Origin of the sequence: Pseudomonas guariconensis (assembly GCF_024127895.1) — a bacterium.
Taxonomy (GTDB): Bacteria; Pseudomonadota; Gammaproteobacteria; order Pseudomonadales; family Pseudomonadaceae; genus Aquipseudomonas; species Aquipseudomonas guariconensis_B.
On record NZ_JAMYBK010000035.1, the window covers coordinates 1 to 26,160 of the forward strand.

The window sequence follows — 26,160 nt, forward strand, 5'->3', positions numbered from 1 at the left end:
TGATGCTGATGCTGATGCTGATGCTGATGCTGATGCTGATGCTGATGCTGATGCTGATGCTGATGCTGATGCTGATGCTGATGCTGATGCTGATGCTGATGCTGATGCTGACGCGGATGCTGACGCGGATGCTGACGCCGACGCGGATGCCGACGCCGACGCCGATGCTGACGCCGATGCTGATGCTGATGCTGACGCCGATGCTGATGCTGATGCTGATGCTGATGCTGATGCGGATGCGGATGCGGATGCGGATGCGGATGCTGACGCGGATGCTGACGCCGATGCGGATGCTGACGCCGATGCTGATGCCGACGCCGACGCCGATGCCGATGCCGATGCCGATGCCGACGCGGATGCCGACGCTGATGCTGACGCCGATGCGGATGCGGATGCTGACGCTGACGCTGACGCTGACGCGGATGCTGACGCCGATGCCGATGCCGATGCCGACGCGGATGCGGATGCCGACGCTGATGCTGACGCTGACGCTGACGCGGATGCTGACGCCGATGCGGATGCGGATGCGGATGCGGATGCGGATGCTGACGCCGATGCTGATGCCGACGCCGACGCCGACGCCGACGCCGACGCCGACGCCGACGCCGACGCCGATGCGGATGCGGATGCCGACGCTGATGCTGACGCGGATGCTGATGCTGATGCTGATGCTGATGCTGATGCTGACGCGGATGCCGATGCCGATGCCGACGCCGATGCCGACGCCGACGCCGATGCCGACGCCGACGCCGATGCGGATGCCGACGCTGATGCTGATGCTGATGCTGATGCCGATGCCGATGCCGACGCCGACGCCGATGCCGATGCCGATGCCGACGCTGACGCTGACGCCGATGCTGATGCTGATGCTGATGCTGACGCGGATGCCGACGCCGACGCGGATGCTGACGCCGATGCGGATGCCGACGCCGACGCTGATGCTGACGCGGATGCCGACGCGGATGCTGACGCCGACGCCGACGCCGACGCGGATGCCGATGCCGATGCCGACGCCGACGCCGATGCTGATGCCGATGCCGATGCCGATGCCGACGCGGATGCCGACGCCGATGCCGACGCTGATGCTGATGCTGACGCCGATGCTGATGCCGACGCTGATGCCGATGCTGACGCCGACGCCGACGCCGACGCCGACGCCGACGCCGACGCTGACGCTGACGCTGACGCCGATGCTGATGCTGATGCTGACGCGGATGCCGACGCGGATGCTGACGCCGACGCCGACGCCGACGCCGATGCCGATGCCGATGCCGATGCCGATGCGGATGCTGACGCCGATGCTGATGCCGACGCCGACGCCGACGCCGATGCGGATGCCGACGCCGATGCCGACGCCGATGCGGATGCCGACGCTGATGCTGATGCTGACGCGGATGCCGACGCGGATGCTGACGCTGATGCCGATGCCGATGCCGATGCCGATGCCGATGCCGATGCCGATGCCGACGCTGACGCCGATGCTGATGCTGACGCGGATGCCGACGCGGATGCTGACGCCGACGCCGACGCTGACGCCGATGCCGACGCCGACGCCGACGCTGATGCTGATGCTGATGCTGATGCTGATGCCGACGCCGACGCCGATGCGGATGCGGATGCGGATGCCGACGCCGACGCCGACGCCGATGCTGACGCCGATGCGGATGCCGACGCTGATGCTGATGCTGATGCTGATGCTGACGCTGATGCTGACGCGGATGCCGACGCGGATGCTGACGCTGATGCTGATGCCGATGCCGATGCCGATGCCGATGCCGATGCCGATGCCGACGCTGACGCCGATGCTGATGCTGATGCTGATGCTGACGCGGATGCCGACGCGGATGCTGACGCCGACGCTGACGCCGATGCCGATGCCGACGCTGACGCTGACGCCGACGCCGACGCCGACGCTGACGCTGACGCTGACGCTGACGCTGACGCTGACGCTGACGCTGACGCTGACGCCGATGCTGATGCTGATGCTGATGCTGACGCGGATGCCGACGCGGATGCTGACGCCGACGCCGACGCCGACGCCGACGCCGATGCCGATGCCGATGCCGATGCCGATGCGGATGCTGACGCCGATGCTGATGCCGACGCCGACGCCGACGCCGACGCCGACGCCGATGCGGATGCCGACGCCGATGCCGACGCCGATGCGGATGCCGACGCTGATGCTGACGCGGATGCCGATGCCGATGCCGATGCCGATGCCGATGCCGATGCCGATGCCGACGCTGACGCCGATGCTGATGCTGATGCTGACGCGGATGCCGACGCGGATGCTGACGCCGACGCCGACGCCGACGCCGATGCCGACGCCGACGCCGATGCCGACGCCGACGCCGATGCCGATGCCGACGCTGACGCCGACGCCGATGCGGATGCGGATGCGGATGCCGACGCCGACGCCGACGCCGACGCCGATGCAGATGCCGACGCTGATGCTGATGCTGATGCTGATGCTGATGCTGATGCTGATGCTGATGCTGACGCGGATGCCGACGCGGATGCTGACGCTGATGCCGATGCCGATGCCGATGCCGATGCCGATGCCGATGCCGATGCCGATGCCGATGCCGATGCCGATGCCGACGCTGACGCCGATGCTGATGCTGACGCGGATGCCGACGCGGATGCTGACGCCGACGCTGACGCCGATGCCGATGCCGATGCCGACGCCGATGCCGATGCCGATGCCGATGCCGATGCCGACGCTGACGCTGACGCTGACGCCGATGCTGATGCCGATGCGGATGCCGACGCCGACGCCGACGCTGATGCTGATGCCGACGCCGATGCGGATGCGGATGCGGATGCCGACGCTGACGCCGACGCCGACGCCGACGCCGATGCCGATGCGGATGCGGATGCGGATGCGGATGCGGATGCGGATGCCGATGCGGATGCCGACGCCGATGCCGATGCCGATGCCGATGCCGACGCCGACGCCGACGCCGACGCCGACGCCGATGCGGATGCCGACGCTGATGCTGATGCTGATGCTGATGCTGATGCTGACGCGGATGCCGACGCGGATGCTGACGCTGATGCCGATGCCGATGCCGATGCCGATGCCGATGCCGACGCTGACGCCGATGCCGATGCTGATGCTGATGCTGATGCTGACGCGGATGCCGACGCGGATGCTGACGCGGATGCCGATCTGGAAGCCTTCGACGACGTCGCAACTGCCGAACTGACCGTAACCCCGGTTACGACCAACACCGGGCTCGACAGCATGAACGTGTTCACGCTGCTGGGAGTAGGTGGCATTCAGCTCGGTGTGCCTGAGTTGTCGCAGGAGTTCACCGTAGCGGATGAAAGTACCGGCACCTTGAACCTGTCCTTCGGCTCCGGTGATCTTGCCTCCGTGCTGGGTAGCGGGTTCACTGCGGTACTCGAGGTCAGCGACGGAGCTGGCGGCTGGATTCCGGTAGACCAGGGAAGCGTAGGCGGTGGCTTGCTCGATCTGCTTGGGTTGTTCGGTTCGGGTAACACCAGCGCGAAAATCGAAGGCCTGGCAGCAGGTGAGTATCGCTTCACGCTCTCCATGGACCCCGCCCTGGTGGCAGTTGGCGCAAGCGCCACAGCACAACTGAGCGTCGATAACGCCAGCCTGGTCGATTTCACTGCAACAGGCGGTGAGGTCAGCGGCAATGTCATCACCGACGATGGCTTTGCAGGCGTGCCGGACTCCCCAGGTGCGGCAGGGGATGCCACGGTCACGGCCGTCAACGATGTGGAGATCGGTGACGATCCTGCGGTCGGTACCGTTGTGCACGGGCTGTACGGCGACCTGACGATCTTTGCCAATGGCGACTACAGCTACACGCCAAATGGCGATGTGGCGAACATCGGCAAGGTCGATACCTTCGAGTATCGACTGGAGACAGCGGCAGGCGGCACGGCTTCGGCCACCCTCTACGTGCGCATCGACGGCAGCGACTCGACGGTGACCTGGAGCCCTGACGATCCGTCGGCGGAGGGTGTTGTGGAGGTGGTTGCCACCGATGACATCGGAACGGCAATGATCGACCGCGACAACCTGGTAGAGACTGAAAGCCTGACGGCATTGCAGTACTCGACGCCGCTGCTCATCGGTACCGGGAGAGGTACTGGCGCGGAGATCGTAGTGGAGGCCGATACTACGGCCGACCTTACCGTCAGTGTCCAGTTCTCCGGCGTTGGGTTGTTCCCGACAACCACACTCACGTTGGAGGTGTTCAACGGAACCAGCTGGGTGTCCACGGGCCAGACCACGACCAGCTCCAACTTCACCTTCACCGGGCTGGAGGCCGGTACGTACCGGGTGACCGGGGCAACGGGGGCCGTATCGTTGGCGGGTACGATTACCGTCAGCCAGACGCTGACCACCACCTATGCGAATGAGTTCGTCACGGGTGAGGCCATCGCTGCAACGGGCAACGTCCTGGCGCAGAGTGCTCACTCGCCGGCAGACAGCCTCGGCTCGACGCTGGCAGTGCTGAGTGTGTTGGTCGACGGGGTCTACGTCATACCGGGTCAAACCGGAGCCGTGGTGCAGGGTCAATACGGCACGCTGACGCTGCATGCGAACGGTGATTACGTCTACACGCCGACCCCAGGCCTGGCACTGGCTGACCTCGGCAACGTGGACAGCTTCAGCTACAAGATCACCGCACCAGGTGGCCAGGAGGACACCGCAACCTTGTACGTACGCCTCGACTCGCCGGATCTTGATTTTGTCTGGGACGATGACAATCCAGGCGATCCTGCCACCGAAGCCCCAGGCTTCGCAGCAGCCTCGCCGCTGGACGAGGCGTCACACGCCACGATCGAGGGCGGCACCGAAGGTACCGCAAGTGCCGAAGGTGCTGATCAGACGACAGCCCATGACACCGGGTTCGTATCGGTGGATGGCGCGGCAGGCCCTGACACGCTGTTGTGGGAGGGTGACGATGCGACGATCAACTTGAGCTTGCTGGTCGGTAATGTCAGCGACATCGAGAGCATCGACCTGAACGACTTCAGCGCGGTCGAGCTGACCGTGAGTCTGGAAGACCTGGTGGCAGTGACGGCGCCCGAGACGGATAGATTGTTTATCCAGGGCGACGAGCAAGACAGCGTCCATCTGACCGGTGACTGGTCGATGGTTTCCACTCAACTGGAGAATGGACAGGAGTACGTGGTGTACGTCAGCCAGGAAGATGAAACCCATCAACTCTGGGTACAGAGCGGTATCAACGTGGTTTGACCATGTTGCAGGCGCAGAGCGTCAGGCCGTAAGGCCTGGCGTTCTCTGCTCATTCCGTTAGCCATCAACCGTAACGCCAGGGCGGCGTATTGCTCACCGCCCGGGCGTTACACCCTGACGTTGAGTGATGCCGTGCATGTTCCTGAAACCGAATGGGCTGCATGGCAAGTAAGCGCCAATCTTTTTCAGCCCAAGCTGATAATGGAGCATTACTTGAAACCCAAGGATCGGTTCGAGTTCCTGTTTGTGGCGTTGTTGGTCTTCGCCGTACAACCATTGACTACCGAGAGGGCCGTGGCACTGACACGTGACTACGAACCCGAACATATCAATTCCATCAGCCCAAGCGATGTGGGCAAGCATTTACCGGGTGACTCATTCGGTGCCGGCCAGGTGGCCGCCCCCAGGAATGTGGTGCCCGACAACCTCGACCTGCCGCGTGCCATCCAATTGGCCGTTGCCTGGCATCCTGCCATTGCAGAATCGATCGGTCAGCTTTACCAGCAACATGACAATGTCACCATCGCCCGGGCGGGTTATTACCCGCAGATTCGTGGCGGTTTCAACAGCGGTTATGACAGCGGCCTGACCGGTAATGGTCAAAGCCAGACCTTCACCCTGTCGGTCTCGCAGATGCTGTATGACTTCGGCAAGGTGGACAGTGCGGTGGACAGCGCAGTGGCCCGGGTCAATGGCCAGCAGGCTGCGGTCCTGCTGGCCATTGACCAGGTGGCGCGCGATACCGCCTTTGCCATGATCGAACTGCAGCGCTACCAGGCGTTGCTCGACATTTCTCGCGCGCAGGTCAAGGGGCTTACGGCCATCGCCGAGTTGGCCCAGCAGCGCAGCGATATGGGCGCCAGCACCCGCTCCGACATGATCCAGGCTCGCTCGCGGGTCGAGGCAGCCATTGCGACGCAACTTCAATACACCGCGCTCTACAAGCGCTGGCGCACGGCCCTGGGCAACCTGCTCGGTACGCAGGCCCCAGTCAGTGTCAGCACCGCGATGCCTGCCGCTCTGCGCCAGTCCTGCCAAGGCATCGATGCTGACCAGGTGCTGACACCATCATTGTTGATCGCTCAGGCTCAGCAGGCCGATGCCCAGGCGCAAATTGCCCTGGCGCGGGCCGAGGGGTTGCCGACGGTTTCGTTGGATCCTTCGCTGACCCAGTACCTGGACAGCAACGATGAGAATGGCACTGTCGGCGGGCGTGATCGCACGCGCTACGGGATCTTCATCAACGTGGAGGTGCCGCTGTACCAAGGCGGCGCCATCACGGCCCGCAAATCGGCGGCCGCTCAGGCGCTGCGGGCTGCCGAGGCGGCCAACGATGCCGCGCGCCTGGCCGTGCGCCAGGGCTTGCTCGAGGCTCGCGACCAGACCTCCAGCCTCGAGCAGCGGCTGTCGACCCTGGATTTTCGTGAGCGCAGCATTTCCGAAACCCGCGACTTGTATCGCCAGCAATACCTCGAGCTGGGCACGCGGCCGCTGCTCGACCTGCTGAACGCCGAGCAGGAAATCCACCAGGCTGCCATGGATCGGGCCAACACCCGCGCCGACCTGCATCGCCTGGAAATCGAGTGCCTCTATAACAGCAGCGCCCTGCGCACGGCGTTCAATCTGGACAGCAGTACGATCCAAGGTGTGGAGATTCGACCATGAACGATGCAGTGAACGTTGCGACCCCGAGCACCACTGACCCGCAGACCTTGGAGGTGGCTAACGCGCTCGACTACGAAGGCTGGCTGGAGGCGATATTGGCTGTCGCGCGGCACAATCGCTTGGATTGCTCGGCGCAGAATGTACGCATCGCCAGCCAGTGGAGCCAAGGGGCGAGTGTCGACCAGGTGCTGCGCCAGATGGCGCGCCAGGCTGGGCTGAGTCTGAAGATCGTCGCCTTCACCCCCGCGCTGCTGGCGCAGCGGCGCCTGCCACTGGTGCTGCAGTTCGACGATGGCCAGATCGGCGTGCTGCAGACGATCAGCGACGACGAACTGGGGATCGTCTACAGCGGTGACCAGGGCCTGCAAAGCCGCATCAACCGTACGGACCTGGTCAATGCCGTGCGCAAGGTCCTGATTCTGCGACCGGCGCAAGCGGTCAGGGATTCCCGGGTCGACGATTACATCAAGCCTTACGAGAAAAGCTGGTTCAGGAACATCATCCTGCGCGACTTGCGCCCGTATGGCCATGTCATGTTGGCGTCGCTGGCGGCGAACGTCCTGGGGTTGGCCGGGGTGCTGTTCTCGATGCAGGTGTATGACCGTGTGGTGCCAGCCGAGTCGATGCCGACCCTTTACGTGCTGTTCGGTGGGGTGATGCTGGCGTTGTCTTTCGACTTCATCTTGCGCATCACACGCGTGCGGATCACCGACCTGCTGGGCAAACGCGCAGACATGCGGGTGTCGGACCTGGTCTTCGGTCATGCCATTCGCCTGCGTAATAGCGCCAGGCCGAAATCCACCGGTTCGTTCATCTCGCAGTTGCGCGAGCTTGAACAGCTTCGCGAGCTGATTACCTCGAGCACCGCCAGCGCCTTGGCCGACCTGCCATTCTTCCTGATGTTCCTGGTGATCTACTGGTTCATTGCCGGGCCGCTGGTGGCCGTGCCGCTTGGCTCTGTGCTGTTGCTGTTGATCCCGGGGGTGTTGTCGCAGCGTAGCCTGGCCAGGCTGGCCAACCAGTCGATGCGTGAAAGTTCGCTGCGTAGCGCCATGCTGGTGGAGACTGTGCAAGGCCTGGAAGACATCAAGATGCTCCAGGCCGAGCAGCGTTTCCAGCAACAATGGAACCACTACAACGCGACCGCTGCCGAGGCTGGCTTGCGCTTGCGCACGCTCACCAACGGGCTGGTGACCTGGACGCACAGCGTGCAGGGGGGCGTATTCGCGGTGGTGGTGGTGTTCGGTGCGCCGATGGTGATGGCGGGCGACATGACCACCGGTAGCCTGGTCGCTGCATCGATCCTGGCTTCGCGCATGGTGGCGCCGATGTCGCAGATCACCGTCGTGCTGACGCGTTGGCAACAGGCCAAGGTGGCCCTGCAGGGTTTGCATCGGATCATGCAGATGCCGGTCGACCAGGCCGATGGCAGCAAGCGTGTGCACCTGCCTGTGGTCCGTGGCGACTATGAGTTCAAGCAGGCGGTGTTCAAGTACAGCGAGGATGCACCCGTACCGGCCTTGACGGTCAAGGACTTGAAGATCGTTCCGGGCGAGCGCATCGCGGTGCTTGGCCGTAATGGCGCGGGCAAATCGACCTTGCTGCAGGCGATGGCCGGCATGATCGACCTCAGCTCAGGGTCGCTGACGCTGGATGGCGTGGGCTTGGGTCACATCGACCCGGCCGATGTGCGCCGCGACGTGGGCCTGCTGACCCAGAACTCCCGGCTGTTCCACGGCACCTTGCGGGAAAACCTGGTGATGGGCACGCCCCACGCCAGCGACCAGGAGGTTCTCGACGCCCTGGCGCTGACCGGGGCGCTGGAGTTCATCAGCAAGCTCCCGCTGGGCATGGACCACATGATTCTGGAAGGTGGGCTCGGCCTCTCCGGTGGCCAGCGGCAGTCGCTGTTGCTGTCGCGGCTGATCATTCGCCAGCCGCAGATCGTGTTGTTGGACGAGCCTACCGCGGCACTGGACGATGTCAGCGAGCGCAAGCTGATCCAGAGCCTGGCGCAATGGGGTGCGCAGCGCACGCTGATCATCGCTACGCACCGGATGAGCGTGCTCAGCCTGGTGGATCGCATCATCGTCGTCGACAACGGTTCGGTGGTGATCGATGACACGAAGGACAACGCCATTGCCCGGCTTTCCAAACCCAGGAACCCGGTGCAGTGAGCCGGCTGCCCATGCAATTGACTGCACAGAAGGATAGCGCTGATGGCCAATGAAATGAGTGCTTCGAGGTGGCGCCAGGGGCAGGTCCAGGTGCCTCTGCTCGATGCGTCCCAGGGCGACGACCTGTCCCGCGACGACAGCCTCGATGACGCGACGGTGGTGCGTTCGATGCGTATCGTCTGGTACCTGGCATTGATGCTGCTGGCGTTCGGGATATGGGCCTACCTGTTTGAAATAGACGAAGTGTCGACCGGCACCGGCAAGGTCATTCCGAGTTCGCGCGAGCAGGTCATCCAATCGCTGGAGGGGGGCATCATTGCCGAGCTCAACGTGGCCGAAGGGGATATCGTCGAACAGGGCGAGATCCTCGCCAAGCTCGACCCGACCAAGACTGAGTCCACCTTCGGCGAGAGTGCGGCCAAGTACCGCGCGGCCCTGGCCAGCGTTGCCCGGTTGCAGGCGGAAGTGAATGGCACCGCGCTGACATTTCCCGAGGAGCTCAAGGCCTATCCAGCGCTGATGGCGGCCGAAAGCGACCTGTACCAGACCCGGCGCAAGGGGCTCGAAGAGTCTCAAGCGGGAGTCAGGACCTCCCTGGCGCTGGTGCGCAGCGAGTTGGAGATCACCGAGAACCTGGCCCGTGTCGGTGCCGCGAGCAACGTCGAGGTGCTGCGCCTGAAACGGCAAAAATCCGAGCTCGAGCTCAAACTCACCCAGTCCCGCTCCGAGTACCTGGTGCGCGCCGGCGAGGAGCTGGCCAAGGCCAACTCCGATGTGCAAACCCTGTCGTCGATCCTCAAGGGGCGTTCCGACTCGGTTTCGCGCCTGACATTGCGCTCGCCGGTGCGCGGGATCGTCAAGGACATCGAGGTCACTACCATCGGCGGGGTCATTCCTCCCAATGGCCGTCTGATGCAGATCGTGCCGATGGACGATCAGTTACTGATCGAGGCGCGCATTTCACCTCGCGACATCGCGTTCATCCACCCCAACCAGGACGCCAAGGTCAAGATCACGGCCTACGACTACGCCATCTACGGCAGCATGGATGGCAAGGTGGTGACGATTTCCCCCGATACCATCCAGGACGAAGTCAAACCCGAGGTGTTCTATTACCGCGTGTTCATTCGTACCCACGACAACGAGCTGCACAACAAGGCCGGCAAGGCGTTTCCTATCGTGCCGGGAATGATCGCGACAGCGGATATCAAGACCGGTCGCAAGACCGTGCTCGATTACCTGATCAAACCCATGAATAGGGCGCGTGAAGCCCTGCGCGAGCGCTAGGCGGTTCCCAGCCTTCGGGGCGGGTTGCCGCACAGAGAAGATGCAGCTTCCAGCTCTCGGCCAAATCAATGAGTGATGTTCTGTCTGTGGGGGAGTGATCGCATGTTCGGATCGAGCGTCGTGCGCTGGCTGTCATGCCTGGTCCTGGTGTTCAGTGCACCTCTGTTGGCCCGGGGCGTGGAGGATTCGCCGCTGCTGTGGAACACCCCGGCAGACCAGGTCCGTTGCGTCGATTCAGCCTCGGCCCTGTGGGTCGAGTTCGCCAGTGGCCAGGCCTGTATCCGTTACTTCAGTGCTTCGCCGCTCCAGGGAGCGCCGGTGGTGATCGTGATGTTTCACGGTGATCGCACTATCGAAATGCACCGTGCGCCCCAGGCCATTGCCGGCAATACCCTGCGGGCCAAGGACCAGCAGGCGGCGGCCCTGAGCCGGCGTGCCGGCGTACCGGTGGTGATTGTCGCGCGGCCGGGCACCTATGGCTCGAGTGGCAATCATGGGCAGCGCCGCCAGGCCAGCGAGTTCCAGGCATTGGATGCGGCACTCGACCAGTTGCGCCAGCGTCATACCATCGGGCGTTTCGTGCTGCTCGGGCACAGCGGCGGGGCGACGGTGGTGGCCGCTCTGATGACGTTGGGGCGCAAGGATGTCAAATGCGCGGTCATGACCTCAGGGGCGTTCGCCCTGCTCGAGCGCGCGCAGATGATTCGTCGCAGCAAAGGCCTGCCCGCCCGCGATGGGCGCGACACCAATGGCCTGTTGCATCCTTATGATCCCTTGCAGCACATCGATGGCATTGCCCGGGTGCCTGGTCGCCCCTTGATCTTGATAGGTAACCGCAAGGACCAGGTTTCCCCCTTTGTCTTGCAGGAAAGGTTCTACCAAGCGTTGCGCGATGCGGGACTCGAGGCCCGATTGATCGAAGCGCCGGCTTTCGGCCCGGCGTTTCATCAACTGCGCGACGATATCGGGCTGAAGACTGCGGCCCAGTGCGCCCAGCCTTGAAACCAGGACCCACTCCTGCGAGTCCTTGTTTCAAGCTTCAAGGCGTGCCGTCAGAGCGCCGCGACACGTTGTTGGGCGTGGGTGAGTGAGTCGACCAATTGCGAGAGGCCGGTGCCGCCAGAGCTCTTCACCAGCACCCAATCGCCCTTGTGGAACCAGCGTTCGGCATGCTCGGGCAGTTTGTCCAGCAGGGCGTTGACGTCCTCGAACCACTCGATGCTCAAGCGGTCGCGTACCTGCACATAGAGCGCATGCATCAGCGGCCCACAGAGCAGGGTATGCCGTGGCGCTGCCGCCAGCAGGTGTTCGGCCAGGTCCAGGTGATAGCGTTGGCTCTCTGGCCCCAGCTCGAGCATGTCCCCCAGGACCGCAACGCGCTGATTGGCCCGGCCAGGCAGTTCCGCGAGCATTCTCAACGAGGCCCCCATCGATCCCGGGTTGGCGTTGTAGGCATCGTTGATCAACTGGTAGTCGCCGTCCCCGCAGGGGATGGTCAATGTGTTTCCGCGCCCGTCGACCGCCTCGAATGTCTCCAGGGCAGCTTGTGCCTGCTCGATGGGCAAGCCAGCGGCAATCAGCGAAGCCAGCACCGCCAGGGCATTGAGCACCATGTGCCTGCCGCGGGTACGCAGCGTGAAGCGCAATGGCGTACCTCGAAGGCTGGCATTGACCAGCAGGTGAGACGCTGTCGCGTGGCAGTCGATCACCCGTAGGTCGGCGTGGGTATGCTCGCCGTAGCTGAGCTCGCTCAATTGCGCTCGCTTGGCGGCGTCAGCGAACACTTGGTAGTGCGGCATGTCGCGGTTGAGCACCGCATGGCCACCGGGCGCCATGGACCTGAAGATGGCGCTTTTCTTGAGGGCGAGGTTGGCCAGGGTGCCGTGGTATTCCAGGTGCGCCGGCGCCAGGCTGGTGACGACGGCGATGTGGGGGCGAACCAGGTCGGAGTTGATGGGCATCCTGCCAACAGCCATTTCCAGGACCCAGAAGCGTGCCGGGTCGGTCATGCAGGCCAGGTTCCAGGCGATCCCGTGGGGCAGGTTGGCGTTGCCTTCGGTCTGCGCCACCGTGTCGAGCTGTTGCAGGGCATGGGTGAGCATGGCCACCACGGTGGTTTTGCCGGCGCTGCCGGTTACCCCGAATACCTGGCCGCTGAAGGTCCGCCGGGCGTAGCGCCCCAGGTGCAGCATGGCATCGGCGGTGTCGGGGACTTGCAGCACCGGCAGGCCGGCGTCGAGGTAGGGCGTGGGGTCGACGCAGACAAAGGCCGACGGGCGCAGGTGGGGGGCGGCCTTGGCCCACAGGCGCGCCAAACGGGTCTCATTGACACCCACCTTGCCCGGATGCCTGACCAACATGCGTTGCGGTTTGAAGTACGACATGGACGGGGCCAGCCCGCTGGCTTGCCAATCCGCCGCAGGCGCTACCACCCAAGTGCCGCCGGTGGCTTGCACGACATTTGCCGCATCCCAGTGCCAGCCGCCGGTGCCATGCTGCTTCTGCGCCAGGGCGCAGTGGACCTGCGGTGCGCCATCGAGCAGGTAGCGGTGATAGGCAATGAGCCCGGAGAGATAGTGTTCGACATCGTCGATACGCACGCGAAAGGCATGGTGGCGAATGAAGAACGAGCCGACGATGCGTGCCGGATTACCAAAGAACATCGCTATTTCCGGCCAGAAGTAACCGTTCAGCAAATGCCCGGCGCGGTGGTGCAAGGCTCGGTAGAAGGCTTGCAGGTCGACCTCCTCGAGCAGGTGACGCAGTGCAGGCAACTGCTCGAGGCGTTGTAGCATCTGCTGTGCCGCCATCATCAGTTCCAGCAGGGTCGGGAAGGTAGTGATGCGCTGCTGCACGAAGTCCAGGTAATCGATGAAGTTGTTCAGGCCGAAGCGGAAGTATTTTTCCTCTGGCCGGTAATGGGTCAGCTCGTTGACGCAGTAGCTCAACCAGTGGTCGTGCGCGCGCCAGTGTTCCTTGGCGATGAAATGATCGAAGGCCTTTTCGACGACCTGCAGCCAACGCTTGTCGCCTGTCAGGCCGTAGAGGCGCATCAGCCCGAATGCTGCTTCACCGTCGTAGTAGATGATCCGGAAGGGCTCTTTGACACTCAGGTCCCTGGCATGCAGAACGTGGTCGAAGCTGCCGGTCTGCGGGTCTTGCATCCAGGCAATGCCATTGGCCAGCGCTTCGAGCAACGGCTGGTAGTCGCGGTTGCCGGTGACTTCGCTGTATTTCACCAGGGCCAGCAGGCAGACCGCATTGCCCCCCAGCTTGATTTCGTCGCCGGTGTCCACCAGGAAAGCGGCGGCGCTGCCATCGGGCAGGGTGTAGGGTTTGATCAGCGTCTGCGTGAGGTGATCGAGGGCACGGCCTATCGATGCCCCGAGGGTGTCATCCTGGGTCAGCGCCCAGGCTTCGACCATGGAATAGGCCGTGCTGGCGTGACGTAGGGTGTTGTAGTTCTGGATCGTACGGTCAAAGCAGGGGAAATAGCCGTAGACGAACTGTCCGCTGTCCTTGACCTGGCGCGAGAGAAAGCCTGCAGCCGTCACGATGCTTTCCCGCACCTGGCCGGCGTCCAGCATGCCCGTCTTGCGTCGTCCGACATCGGGCCCATTGCTGTTGAGGGCATGGGCAATACCGTCTTCGGCACAAAAAACACCTTGGGTCTGGAACAGGTAGACGGGGGCTTCGGGGTGGGCTTGTGCGTATCGGGCTGCCGCCAGCGCTGGCGAACCGGCAAAGCGTTTTTTCACGTAGACCGAAAAATTGCCCAGGTTGAAGCTGGCACAAGGAATGCTGGAGCCGCCGTACAGGATGGCGTTGGCGTTGATTTCCTGTTCGGTGAGGGCGATCTCCAGTCCTTGGTCGAAGGCGATACCATAGCGGAAGTAGTTGCGCTTGTGGCGCTTGAGGCGCTCCTGCAATTGCGCCCATGTCAGCGTGGTGAGGTTGACTGCACGCTCGACCCGGAGCCACAGCGGCCCGGAGGGCTGACCCTGCCCGGGCGAGGCCTGCAGCGCCGGAAACTTTGATAGTGCTTGGCTCCAGGCGGTCTCGAAACTGTCCGCGGTGACGTGGAACACCTTGGCGCGCTGGCTACTGTCGCTGAGGGAGAAGAACAGCGTACAGGCCGGCGGGGCATCGGCAATGAGCGCTGCTGTCTGGCGTTTTAAAAAATCGTAACACGCTGTTAGTTGCTGTTTCAAAGACATAAGAAAATCCATTGTCAATGTCGGATGAAGACAGGTTGTTTGTTATGTGAACATTATCTCGTTCGGTATTCGAACACGCCTTTGAACATTAAGGCCTTCCTGCGTCCAAGCAAGGTCTGGCGTTGCAAAGTGTGAGTGTGAGCTTCGTCACATAAAAGACCGGCATGCACTTATACATGAATAAGCACGTTGAGCAGTCTTGTTGAGTCTTGAAATGGAACTTCCGTTCTAGTTGAGCGGAAGCGAATCATCTTGGGCTCTTTCCTTGGGGGGAAAGCCGCTGGGTTGCTCATGCTCGTTCAGGTGATTCTTTATGAGCTTCCTGAGGATCTGCGATACGGTGAGGTCGACGGTCGCAGAAAGATCCTCTAGTTTTTTCTTGGTTGGCAGATCGATCAAGATCGTGAGGCGAACGGTCTTTTTGTGCATGTGCGGTTCCTTTCTCTTCCGCAGCAGATACTCATGCTGCGGTCGGTTCTCCAGTGCCTGATGAATATGAGGCTTGACATGGAACTTCCGAGGCTCCGTGGGGACTATAATTCAACCGTGACAGATTTTCTACATGACTTAAAGCGCGTGTAGGCAATCATGTGTTGAATCGGTGTGCCCATATGAGTGCCTTGTCCAACCGCACTCATGCCGCCGCGAGTGAATGTCCACAAGTTTCGAAGACATTCGTTCTGTTGGCGAACGGTCTCGTCGAATGGTCAATGAACCTTTGTATACTGCACGCCTTGTTGCAGGAGTAATCATGAGTTCGTTGCCCATCGATGCCGCCTTGCCGGCCCTTTTGAAAGCCCTCGGGGAACGTCACGAGGTCGTGCTCCAGGCGCCGCCAGGGGCCGGTAAAACCACTCGCGTTCCGCTGGCGCTCCTTGACGAACCTTGGCTCAAGGCGCAGACCATCATCATGCTCGAACCCCGGCGTCTGGCTGCACGCGCCGCAGCCGAGCGGATGGCGGCTGAACTCGGCGAGCGTGTAGGGGAGACGGTGGGTTACCGTATCCGCCTTGAAAGCAAGGTAGGCCCGAAGACACGCATCGAAGTCGTGACCGAAGGGATCCTGGCAAGGAGGCTGCAAGACGACCCCTCGCTGGATGGTGTGGGCCTGGTCATCTTCGACGAATTCCACCTTCGCAACCTGGACGCGGACCTGGCCTTGGCGCTCACGCTCAATGGGCGCGAACTCTTTCGCGATGATGTCCCGCTGAAGGTCCTGTTGATGTCGGCAACGCTGGACGGGGAGCGGCTTTCCCGACTGCTCGACGATGCCCCCATCGTGACCAGCGAAGGCCGGATGTACCCGGTCACGACGGTCTGGAGCAAACCACAGCAGCCGGGTGATTACATCGAGCCCCGGGTCATCGCCGCGTGCCTCGATGCACTTGAAGAGCAGACCGGCAGCATGCTTGTCTTTCTGCCCGGCCAGGCAGAGATCCGTAGGGTCCTCACTGGCCTGCAAGACAGCCTCGATGACCCTCAAGACATCCTGCTCTGCCCACTGCATGGTGAACTTGATCTCGACCAGCAGCGAGCGGCAATCGACCCAGCCCCTGCTGGAAAACGCAAAGTGGTGCTCGCCACGAACATCGCGGAAACCAGCATCACCATCGACGGCGTGCGCGTGGTGATCGACGCAGGCCTTGAGCGTGTGCCCCGGTTCGATCCACGAAGTGGCATGACCAGGCTCGACACACAGCGTATTTCCAAGGCGAGTGCCACGCAGCGGGCGGGGCGGGCAGGGCGGCTCGAGCCGGGGGTTTGCTATCGCTTGTGGTCCGAAGCCCAGCACGAGCAACTGGCGGGCTTTGGTTCGCCGGAGATTCAACAGGCCGACCTGGCGGGATTGGCCCTGCAGCTCGCGCGGTGGGGCGTTGAGCCGGACGAGCTCAAGTGGCTCGATGCTCCCCCGGCTGCGGCCTTTGCCCAGGCATGCGATCTATTGCGCCGGCTCCGGGCCCTGCAACCGGATGGACAATTGACCCGGCATGGCCAGGCGATGGCCGAGATGCCCGCTCATCCGCGTCTGGCCCACCTGCTATTGCGTGGTCATGAGCTGGGTTTGACGAATCTGGCATGCGATATCGCGGCCTTGCTGAGCGAGCGGGATATCCAGCGCGGCGGCGGGGCCGACCTGCACGCTCGGTTGGCTGTCTTGTCTGGAGAGCAACGCGCCCAGCGCGGCGGGCAGGGGAGCGCCCAGCGAGCGAAGCAGTTGGCTAGGCAATACCGTTCGTTCTTGCGTGGGCCCACGGCTGACCGCGTGCCGGACCCTGCAAACCCGAAGTGGGTGGGCTGCCTGCTAGCGCTTGCCTACCCTGATCGCATTGCACGACAGCGGCGCGCCGGTGGCGCGGAGTACCGCCTTACCAATGGCCGGGCTGCGTTGTTCTCAGAGAGCGATGCGCTGATGAAACACCCCTGGTTGGTGATCGCTGATCTGGGGAGCCGCCAGGGGCAACGGGACGAGCGTATCTATCTCGCGGCGGATCTGGATGAAACGCTGTTCGACTCGGTCCTGAAAGAGCAGGTCAGCCAGGTGGACGCGCTGGATTGGGACGAGCGGGAAGGCGTGCTGCGGGCGGAGCGACAGCTCAAGGTCGGGGAACTGGTGCTTTCTTGCGCGCCGCTGGCCAACCTGGATGACGAAGCCCGTGTCCAGGCATTGATCGACTATATCCGGCGCAAGGGCCTCGAGCTGTTGCCCTGGACGCCCGAGCTGCGCCAGTGGCAGGCACGTGTGGCACTGCTGCGTGACCTGGATCTGGAGAGCGGGGGGGCGAGTGAATGGCCGGATTTGCGTGATCAGGCGCTTCTGGCGTCCCTACGTGAGTGGCTTGGGCCCTACATTGGAAAGGTCACCCGGCTCAGCCACTTTGGCCAGCTCGACCTGGCATCGATTCTGCGCAACCTGTTGCCCTGGCCATTGCCGCAGCAACTCGATGTGCAAGCACCCCAGACGATCTCGGTGCCCTCGGGGTCGAATATTCGTATCGACTACAGCGAGCGTCCCCCCGTATTGGCGGTAAGGCTCCAGGAGTTGTTCGGCCTGGCGGACACACCGCGCATCGCCAATGGGCGGCAGGTGCTCAAGCTGCATTTGCTGTCGCCAGCGCGGCGCCCCGTGCAGGTCACCCAGGACCTGGAGAACTTCTGGAAATCGACCTATGCCGAGGTCAAGAAAGACCTGAAAGGCCGATACCCCAAGCACTACTGGCCGGATGACCCGCTGGTAGCTGAGGCCACGGCACGGGCCAAGCCCAGGGGGACCTGAGCTCCTGTCGCCGGGGTGCTTGCGTTGGTGCAAGCCCCCGGCGCTACCGATCAGTCCACGCGCTCGATCAGGAACTCGTGGACCTCACCTTCCTGGACATTCAGCAGGTAGTAGGTCCCCGGCTCATGGTGCGGGGTATCCATGATGGCCTTGACCTGCTGGCCCTGGTGGTCCCGCCAGCGGCAATGCAAGCCTTGTTCGGTCCAGTTCAGGGTTTCCAGCTTCCAGAAGTCGGTGACCTCGGCATGCTTGTACAGCCCCAGGTAGCCATTGAGGCTGATGCCCAGTTTCTTGTCCGCGTGGCGGCCGGTGCCGCGGATACTGAAGTGATGGCGGTTCTCGGTTTGCGACAGGAAGGTGAAATGAAAGACCGGGGAGTCGGCCTGTCCGCCTGCTTGCAGCCAATCATCCTGCGGGGCGAATCCCCAGCTGAACTTGTCGGTGCTACGGCTGAGCCGCAGCGGCACCCGTCGGTTATCGACCAGCATGTAGATCTTGCCGCGAAATGCTTCGATCGTCTCGGCGACGAGCACTGGTTCATGAGCGTCTGTCATGGGAGTCTCCTTGTCCATTCGATGGCAGCACCGTGCTGCACCGTCGGCGATTCTGGCGGCCGACGGGGATCGATGGCGCAAGGAAGGTTTGCTTCGAGAGTCGTTTCAGTCGCGGCGATGGGGCGGTAGCTGCAGCCGAGCCACGAGCGGCAGGTGGTCGGAGATCTGCAGGGTGTCCTGCTGCAGCACCTGGGCCTGGAGCCGCTGCAACCTGGGGCTGTGCAGCAGGTAGTCGAGAGTGCGGTCGGGCCCGCTGGCGGCCGGGTCGTTGGGGTAGTGCGTGAGCCAGGCGCTGCGATCGGCCCCGCTGGCCTCGGCGTTGCTGGGAATCATCGGGTACTTGTCCCAGAGCAGGTGCAGGTCGCTGTCGGCGGGGTAGTTGCCGCGCTGTGCCGGTGGCAGGCGACGGTACTGGCCCAGGGGCAGGAGATTGAAGTCGCCACCGATCAGCCAGGACGTGCCCTGGCCTTCCAGGCGGTCGAGGACCTTGGCCAGGTGCGCCACCTGGCTCTGCTGCAGGTCGCTGCCGGGCCGGTAGGGTGAGAGCTGGGTGTTGAGCACCGCCAGGCGGCCACCACCCTGCACCGGCAGGTAGCTGACCAGCAGGGCCGGTTGCGGTTCCAGCAGGCGGTTCAAGGCATTGCTGGCGGCGGAGGGTAGTTGCAGGCGCTCGGCCTTGGCGATCGGGTAGCGGCTAAGGGTGGCCAGGGTGCGGCCAACGTTGCCGGCAATGTGCCAGTCGGGCACGAAGTCGGCCTTCCAGTCGTAGGCCTGGACCGCGCAGGGGTAGAGATCGGCGAGGCGCTCGCGCAACAGGGCCAGCTGGTCCTGGTAACCGGTGGCCTTGGCGCCTTTGTCCAGCTCCTGGAGCAGGACGATGTCAGGCTGTTCGGCGCGGATCACCCGGCTCACTTCGTCGAGGTTGAAGGCCAGGTCCTCGGCACTCGGGCGGGTGTCGCTGCCGCGGCCCTGGTCGTACCAGAACACGTAGCGCTTGCCGGCCAGGTACTGCACGTTCCAGGTCATCACCTTGAGCGCCTGCCCAGGTAGCAGCGGCGGGCTGGCGCCGTGGCAGGCAACCGCCACGGGTTCGCGGGGGGAGGGCTGCCAGCCCAGGTGATCGGCAAGCAGCCAGAGCACGGCCAGCAACAGGAGCAGGGACAGCAGGGCGTTGCGCAGTAGACGGATCATCGGCTCGGCTTGTCGGTGCAGGTGGCGCCAGCATAACCGAGCCGTTCGTCGGTGAGCCAGTTCAGGCGCTGGCTTCGCTCTCCAGCAGCATGAACAGGCGGTACAGCACCACACCGCTGAACAGTTGCAGGAAGCCGCTCAGGCTGTCCAGGGCCAGTTGCAGGCCCGGCTGGGGCTCGGGGAACACTGTCAGCAGCAGCCCGTCGAGCAGCCACAGCGGCGCCAGCACGGCGAGCACGCAGGCCAGGATGCGCATGAAGTGCCCGGTGGTCATCCTGGCGCTCTCGCGCATGGCCTGCACCACCGGCAGCCCGCGCAGCACCAGCAGGTATTCGGCGAACACCAGGTTGATCATGATCCACACCCCCGGGAAGATGAACAGCGCCAGGCCCGCCATGATCAGCAGCGAGCTGATCAGGATCAGCAGCGCCAGCGCAGGCCACAGTTGCACGGCGCGGGCGAACAGGTTGCGCTTGGCGATGTCCTGGCCGTTGCTGCGGGTGTCGAGGTAGAGGATCAGGGCCGCGCTGTAAAGCGGGTAGAACAGCAGGCTCACCAGCATGCCGTAGGCGGGCGAGCCCTGGTCGCCCAGCTGGCGGTCGAGCAGTTGGGTGCACAGGGCTTCGAGCATCACCAGCGGCAGGCAGAGTTGGAGGATGCTCGCCAGATGGCGGCGGAAAAAATACAGGGAATCGCGCAGGACGCTCAGCGGGTTCATCGGTCAGGATCGCATGGCAGAAAAAGCAGGGCGTCACTTTAGCCCACAGCCTTTGCTGAAAAAAGTTTCACGGCCTCGATGATTGAATCGCGTGGCTGTGCACCCCATCTTTGACGCGACCACACAGGCCACTGACGTATGAGGTAGCCCATGAACACTGAAGAACGAACCCTGATCGACGGCCTGTTCGGCCGCATCAAGCAAGCCGAGGCTGCAAGCCAGCCGCGTGACGCCCAGGCGCAGGCGTGCATCGAGGAGCACCTGCGCCAGCAGCCGGCGGCGCCGTACTACATGGCCCAGGCGATCCTGGTCCAGGAGGCCGCGATCGAGCGTCTGGACGAGCGGAACAAGCAGCTCGAGGCCGAGCTGAAGCAGGCCAAGGCCCAGCTCGAGGCTACCCGTGGCAGCAATGCCGGTGGCGGTTTCCTGTCGAGCATCTTTGGCGCAGGGGCCCGCAGCCCGGCTCCGCAGCCGCAGCGCCCGGCGGCCTCCGGTGGTGGCTGGCGTGAGCCGAGCGCGCCGGGCTTCAACCGGCCGGGAGCGTCGGCCTTCAATGCCGCCCCCGCCCGCAGCGGCGCCGGCAGCTTCCTCGGCGGTGCCATGCAGACCGCTGCCGGCGTGGCGGGCGGCGTATTGCTGGCGCAGGGCATCAGCAGCCTGTTCAACCATCACGCGCAGCCCGAGGAAGTGGTCGAGGTCATCAAGGAAGAACCGGCGCCGGCCAGCGACAGCGGCGGCTGGAACGACCAGGAGGTCCAGCGCCAGGTCGCCGACAACGGTGACCCGGGCTATGACCAGGGCGGCTTCATGGACAGCGACTATGGCAGCGACGGTGGCGGGTTCTTCTCCGACGACGACACGTTCGTCTGAGGGCTCTGGCATACTGCTGGCCTTCAAGGGGGCCGTGCGCCCCCATCACGACGCAAGGCCGCCGTCACAGGCCTGACCTGCCAGAGGGTTCATGGTGAAGAAAATCGCATTGTTCGCCGATGTGCAGAACCTCTACTACACCGTGCGCCAGGCCCACGGCTGCCATTTCGACTATGCCGCGCTGTGGGCCGATGTCAGTCGCCAGGGCCAGATCGTCGAGGCGGTGGCCTATGCGATCGACCGTGGCGACAGCAAGCAGCAACAGTTCCAGCAGATCCTGCGCAACCTTGGTTTCGAGGTGCGTCTAAAACCGTTCATCCAGCGTAGCGACGGTTCGGCCAAGGGTGACTGGGACGTGGGCATCACCCTCGATGTGATCGATGCCGCCGCCCGGGTCGACCAGGTGGTACTGGCCTCTGGCGATGGCGACTTCGACCTGCTGCTGGAGCGGGTGATCCAGCGCCATGGCACCGAGGCCGTGGTCTATGGCGTGCCGGGGCTCACCGCGCTATCGCTGATCCGTGCTGCCAGTCGCTATGTGCCGATCGAAGGGCAGTTGTTGTTGCGGCATTGATCCCGCCCATTCGCGCATAGGCTGGAACGGTCAACCACGCAACTCAGGCCTTCCTGCCATTGCTTTCCAGGTGATCGAGCGGCACGCGCCGTTCCACCGCGCTGGAGAGGATGATCGAGGTCTTGCTGAAGCCCAACTGCGAGACCTGGTTGATCAGCGCCTCCAGCTCATTCATCGAGGCGACCGCCGCCTGCATGATCACGCAAGGATCCCCCGTGACCCGGTGGCATTCGGTGAGCTGGGGAATGCGCGTCAGGGCTTCGTAGGCCTGCTGGTTGCCGTGGCTGGCCAGGCGCAGCTCGATCACGCACTGGATCGGCAAACCGATCTTCTCCAGGTCGACCTTGGCCGAATAACCGGTGATCACACCGCTGGCCTCCAGCTTGGCCACCCGTTCGGCCACCGCCGGGGCGGATAGATTCACCTGGCGCGCCAGTTGCGCGTAGGTGGCCCGGCCGTTTTCCAGCAGGGCGGCGAGGAGCATGCGATCGTACTTGTCCATGGCACTTCCAGTGGTCACTTTGTAATCGACGGAAAAGTGGTCTTACAACCATGCTTTGCAAAGTGTACGGCTGATTTAAACCTGTTTTGTAACTTAAGTTTGCGCAGGGGCCTTTCTAAACTAAGTCACCCGTAAACGGATTTCGAGTTCTTTCCCATGCCTGCCTCCCGTCGCTTCCCGCTGCTGCTCATCGGTGCCTTCCTGGCCTTGTACCTGGTCTGGGGCTCGACCTACCTGTTCATCAAGATCGGTGTCGAGTCTTGGCCGCCGATGCTGATGGCAGGTGTGCGCTTCATCATCGCCGGCAGCCTGCTCTACGGCTTCCTGCGCTGGCGCGGGGTGCCCGCGCCGACCTGGGCGCAATGGCGCGCGGCGGGGGCGATCGGTTTCCTGTTGCTCAGTTGCGGCAATGGTGGCGTGACCCTGGCCGAACATGCCGGGGTCGCTTCGGGCGTGGCCGCCTTGGCGGTGGCCACGGTGCCGCTGTTCACCTTGTTGTTCGGCCTGCTGTTCGGCCAGCGCAACTCGCGCCTGGAGTGGGCGGGGATCTTCCTTGGCCTGGCCGGCATTGGCTTGCTCAACCTTGGGTCCAACCTGCAAGCCAGCCCCATGGGCGCGGCGCTGATCCTGTTCGCCGCGGCGTCCTGGGCCTTCGGTTCGGTATGGAGCAAGACCCTGCCGCTGCCCCAGGGTGCCATGGCCAGTGCCGCCGAGATGCTGGTAGGCGGCGCTGCGCTGTTGATCGGCAGTGCCGTCAGCGGCGAGCGCCTGACCCAGATGCCCACTGTCGCAGGTTGGGGTGCGCTGGCCTACCTGGTGTTCTTCGGCTCGATCCTGGCCTTCAGCTCCTACATGTACCTGCTCAAGCACGTACGCCCGGCGGCGGCCACCAGCTATGCCTACGTCAACCCGGCGGTGGCGGTGCTACTGGGGATCGTCTTCGCCGGCGAGCGCATCGGCGCCGAGGAGTGCGTGGCGATGGCGGTGATCATTGGGGCGGTGGTGCTGATCGGGTTGCCGCAATGGCGCAAGGTGCCCGAGACGCCCGCGCCGCTGAAGGGCGAAATGTGCAAGTAGGGCGGGGCGTTGCGGTAAACTGCCGGCTTCGCTGAACCCCCTGACGGTATTGCCATGAATTTCGCCAAACTCGGCCTGATCGAACCCTTGCTGCGCACCCTGCAGCACCTGGACTACAACACCCCGACTCCCGTCCAGGCCCAGGCCATCCCCGCCGTGCTGGCCGGCCGCGACCTGATGGCCGCGGCCCAGACCGGCACCGGCAAGACCGCCGGTTTCGCCCTGCCGGTGCTGCAGCGCCTGGCGCTGGAAGGCGCCAAGGTCGCCAGCAATTCGATCCGTGCCCTGGTGCTGGTGCCGACCCGCGAGTTGGCCGAGCAGGTCCATGCCAATATCCGCCAATACGCCGAGAACCTGCCGCTGAGCACCTACGCGGTATACGGTGGGGTCAGCCTCAATCCACAAATGATGCGCCTGCGCCGTGGTGTCGACCTGCTGGTGGCCACGCCTGGCCGGCTGCTCGACCTGTTCCGGCAGAACGCGGTGAAGTTCGGCCAGGTGCAGACCCTGGTTCTCGACGAGGCCGACCGCATGCTCGACCTGGGGTTCGCCGAGGAGCTGCAGGCGGTGTATGCCGCGCTACCGCGCAAGCGTCAGACGCTGCTGTTCTCCGCCACCTTCTCCGACGAGATCCGCATGCTCGCCGGCCTTGCCTTGAACGACCCGCTGAGCATCGAGGTCAGCCCGCGCAACGCCACGGCCAGCACGGTGAAGCAGTGGCTGGTACCGGTGGACAAGAAGCGCAAGGCCGACCTGTTCTGCCACCTGCTGCGCAAGCAGCGCTGGAAGCAGGTCCTGGTGTTCGCCAAGACGCGCAACGGCGTCGACCAATTGGTGGAGCGCCTGCTCGGCGAGGGGATCAATGCCGACGGTATCCACGGTGATCGCCCACAGGCCACCCGCCAGCGCGCGCTGGACAGCTTCAAGGCCCGCGAGATCCAGGTGCTGGTGGCCACTGATGTCGCGGCCCGTGGCCTGGACATCGACGACCTGCCGCTGGTGGTCAACCTCGACCTGCCGATCGTGGCCGAAGACTACGTGCACCGCATCGGCCGTACCGGCCGGGCGGGCAACAAGGGCGAGGCGATCTCGCTAGTGTGTGCCGACGAGGTGCAGTTGCTGGCGGCCATCGAGACCCTGATCCGCCAGACCCTGCCGCGTCACGAGGAGCCGGATTTCATTCCCGATCACCGGGTACCGCTGACCGATGCCAGCGGCCAGGTGCTGAAGAAACCGAAAAAGCCCAAGAAGCCGAAGGAGAACAGCGCCAAGCGAGGGCTGGGGCGCTGGATGGACAGTGCCGAGCCTGCGTTCTCGGAGCCAGCGGTCAAGCCGGTGCGCAAGGTGCCGAGCTTCAACAGCGGGCCGCGCAAGCGCAAGTCTTGAAATTGCAGGGGCCGCGTTGCGGCCCTTTCGCGACACAAGGCCGCTCCCACAAATGACCTTAGCTGCCGGCCCCTGTGGGAGCGGGCTTGCCCGCGAACACGGGCGAAGCCCGTGCCATACACCGGTGGTGTCAGGGCTGACTCGTTTGTGGGACAGGCCCACGCACGTCCTTAGCTACACCGGGCCAGCCACTGTGCCGCCGCACGTCCTGCCCGCAATCCGCTGGCGAAGCAGGCCGTCAGCAGGTAGCCACCGGTCGGCGCTTCCCAATCCAGCATCTCCCCGGCACAGAACACGCCAGGCAGTCGCTGGATCATCAGCCCTTCATCCAGCGCCTCGAAGCGTACGCCACCGGCGCTGCTGATCGCCTCGTCCAGCGGCCTTGGCCGTACCAGCTCGATCGGCAAGGCTTTGATCGCCCGCGCCAGCGCCTGGGGATCGGCAAAGGTGGCTGGGCTGGTCAATTCGCGAAGCAGCGCCGCCTTGACGCCGTCGATCCCCAACTGCCCGTGCAGGTGCTTGGCCATGGAACGTGAGCCACGTGGCTTGGCCAGGGCCTGGACGATCTTGTCCACAGGGCGGTCCGGTAGCAGGTCGAGGAGCAGCGTGGCGCGGCCGTCGCGGTTGATGGCCTCGCGGATCGCGGCCGACCAGGCATACACCAGGCTGCCTTCGACCCCTTGCGCGGTCAGGATGAACTCGCCCTTGCGCGGCGCGCTGCCGGGCATGCCCAGGGCGATGTTCTTCAGCGGGGCGCCGGCGAACTTGTCTGTGAGCAGGGCGCTCCAGCTTTGCACTTCGAAGCCGCAGTTGCTTGGCTGCAGTGGCGAGATATCCACACCCCGCTCGGCCAGCAGCGGTAGCCAGGCACCGTCGGAGCCCAGGCGTGCCCAGCTGCCGCCACCCAGGGCGAGTACCACGGCGTCGGCGCGAAGCTGCAGCTCGCCTTGTGGATAAGTGATGCGCAAGGTGCCATCGGCGTTCCAGCCAAGCCAGCGGTGGCGGGTGTGGATAACCACGCCGCTGTCACGCAGGCGCTTGAGCCAGGCGCGCAGCAAGGGCGCGGCCTTCATGTCGCGGGGGAAGACCCGCCCGGAAGTGCCGACGAAGGTCTCGATGCCCAGGCCGTGGATCCACTGGCGCAGGGCCTCGCCGTCGAAGTCGCGCAACAGTGCATCGATCTCGCGATGGCGCCGGGCGTAGCGTGAGACGAAGGCCGGATAGCCTTCGGAATGGGTGATGTTCATGCCGCCGACACCGGCCAGCAGGAACTTGCGCCCCACCGATGGCATGGCGTCGAACACCTCGACCGCCATGCCGGCCCCGGCCAGCGCCTCGGCGGCCATCAGGCCTGCTGGGCCGCCACCGATGACGGCGACGAGGGGAGGGGAAGCGGGGCGTTGGTCGGACATGGTGGACGGCAGGC

17 protein-coding genes are annotated in these 26,160 nt (G+C 64.0%); 10 read left to right on the forward strand and 7 right to left on the reverse strand.

Features of this window, described 5'->3' with window-relative positions:
* Positions 1-3,247 precede the first annotated feature (3,247 nt).
* The 5 genes from NJF35_RS22875 to NJF35_RS22895 all read left to right on the forward strand — a co-directional run bounded on the left by NJF35_RS22875 (position 3,248) and on the right by NJF35_RS22895 (position 11,373).
* Positions 3,248-5,242 (forward strand): BapA/Bap/LapF family large adhesin, encoded by a 1,995-nt coding sequence (locus NJF35_RS22875; RefSeq protein WP_262967480.1) that lies wholly within the window; start codon positions 3,248-3,250, stop codon positions 5,240-5,242.
* A 246-nt stretch (positions 5,243-5,488) separates the two neighbouring features.
* Positions 5,489-6,907 (forward strand): TolC family outer membrane protein, encoded by a 1,419-nt coding sequence (locus NJF35_RS22880; protein WP_253104009.1) that lies wholly within the window; start codon positions 5,489-5,491, stop codon positions 6,905-6,907.
* Positions 6,904-9,084: a type I secretion system permease/ATPase gene (locus tag NJF35_RS22885; protein ID WP_225790708.1), complete on the forward strand. Its 2,181-nt coding sequence runs from the start codon at positions 6,904-6,906 to the stop codon at positions 9,082-9,084. The genes NJF35_RS22880 and NJF35_RS22885 overlap by 4 nt, the downstream gene beginning before the upstream one ends.
* Positions 9,085-9,126: 42 nt before the next feature.
* The gene (locus tag NJF35_RS22890) at positions 9,127-10,371 is read left to right on the forward strand and encodes an HlyD family type I secretion periplasmic adaptor subunit (protein WP_225790709.1); all 1,245 of its coding nucleotides are present in this window, start codon (positions 9,127-9,129) and stop codon (positions 10,369-10,371) included.
* 102 nt (positions 10,372-10,473) lie between these two features.
* The gene (locus NJF35_RS22895; RefSeq protein WP_225790710.1) at positions 10,474-11,373 is read left to right on the forward strand and encodes an alpha/beta hydrolase family protein; all 900 of its coding nucleotides are present in this window, start codon (positions 10,474-10,476) and stop codon (positions 11,371-11,373) included.
* A gap of 50 nt (positions 11,374-11,423) precedes the next feature.
* Here the strand turns inward: NJF35_RS22895 and NJF35_RS22900 are convergent, their stop codons facing one another.
* Positions 11,424-14,588, reverse strand: a complete 3,165-nt coding sequence (locus NJF35_RS22900; RefSeq protein ID WP_253091507.1) for a Mur ligase family protein — start codon at positions 14,586-14,588, stop codon at positions 11,424-11,426.
* Positions 14,589-14,816: 228 nt separating this feature from the next.
* Positions 14,817-15,017 (reverse strand): hypothetical protein, encoded by a 201-nt coding sequence (locus tag NJF35_RS22905; protein WP_225790712.1) that lies wholly within the window; start codon positions 15,015-15,017, stop codon positions 14,817-14,819.
* A gap of 322 nt (positions 15,018-15,339) precedes the next feature.
* On the opposite strand from NJF35_RS22905, the gene hrpB reads away from it, so the two are divergent.
* The gene (gene hrpB / locus NJF35_RS22910; RefSeq protein ID WP_253091508.1) at positions 15,340-17,862 is read left to right on the forward strand and encodes an ATP-dependent helicase HrpB; all 2,523 of its coding nucleotides are present in this window, start codon (positions 15,340-15,342) and stop codon (positions 17,860-17,862) included.
* A 50-nt stretch (positions 17,863-17,912) separates the two neighbouring features.
* Here hrpB and NJF35_RS22915 read toward each other — a convergent pair whose 3' ends face one another.
* The 3 genes from NJF35_RS22915 to NJF35_RS22925 form a co-directional block, all read right to left on the reverse strand.
* Positions 17,913-18,416, reverse strand: coding sequence for a hypothetical protein (locus tag NJF35_RS22915; protein WP_253081526.1), 504 nt, complete (start codon positions 18,414-18,416; stop codon positions 17,913-17,915).
* Positions 18,417-18,521: 105 nt separating this feature from the next.
* Entirely contained in the window at positions 18,522-19,607 is a 1,086-nt protein-coding gene (locus NJF35_RS22920; RefSeq protein WP_225790715.1) for an endonuclease/exonuclease/phosphatase family protein, read from the reverse strand.
* A gap of 61 nt (positions 19,608-19,668) precedes the next feature.
* On the reverse strand, positions 19,669-20,325 hold the full coding sequence (locus NJF35_RS22925; RefSeq protein ID WP_225790716.1) for a YciC family protein: 657 nt from the start codon (positions 20,323-20,325) through the stop codon (positions 19,669-19,671).
* A gap of 150 nt (positions 20,326-20,475) precedes the next feature.
* Between NJF35_RS22925 and NJF35_RS22930 the strand changes: the two genes are divergently transcribed.
* Entirely contained in the window at positions 20,476-21,195 is a 720-nt protein-coding gene (locus NJF35_RS22930; protein ID WP_225790717.1) for a DUF2076 domain-containing protein, read from the forward strand.
* Positions 21,196-21,286: 91 nt separating this feature from the next.
* A complete protein-coding gene (locus tag NJF35_RS22935) occupies positions 21,287-21,769 on the forward strand; it encodes an NYN domain-containing protein (RefSeq protein WP_225790718.1) in 483 nt (160 codons plus the stop codon).
* A 43-nt stretch (positions 21,770-21,812) separates the two neighbouring features.
* On the opposite strand, the gene NJF35_RS22940 is transcribed toward NJF35_RS22935, so the two are convergent.
* Entirely contained in the window at positions 21,813-22,271 is a 459-nt protein-coding gene (locus NJF35_RS22940; RefSeq protein WP_225790719.1) for an Lrp/AsnC family transcriptional regulator, read from the reverse strand.
* A 156-nt stretch (positions 22,272-22,427) separates the two neighbouring features.
* On the opposite strand from NJF35_RS22940, the gene yedA reads away from it, so the two are divergent.
* Both yedA and NJF35_RS22950 read left to right on the forward strand, forming a co-directional pair.
* On the forward strand, positions 22,428-23,348 hold the full coding sequence (gene yedA / locus NJF35_RS22945; protein ID WP_253091509.1) for a drug/metabolite exporter YedA: 921 nt from the start codon (positions 22,428-22,430) through the stop codon (positions 23,346-23,348).
* Positions 23,349-23,402: 54 nt separating this feature from the next.
* Entirely contained in the window at positions 23,403-24,734 is a 1,332-nt protein-coding gene (locus tag NJF35_RS22950; RefSeq protein WP_253091510.1) for a DEAD/DEAH box helicase, read from the forward strand.
* Positions 24,735-24,904: 170 nt separating this feature from the next.
* On the opposite strand, the gene NJF35_RS22955 is transcribed toward NJF35_RS22950, so the two are convergent.
* Positions 24,905-26,146, reverse strand: coding sequence for a TIGR03862 family flavoprotein (locus tag NJF35_RS22955; protein WP_253081521.1), 1,242 nt, complete (start codon positions 26,144-26,146; stop codon positions 24,905-24,907).
* Positions 26,147-26,160: the final 14 nt, after the last annotated feature.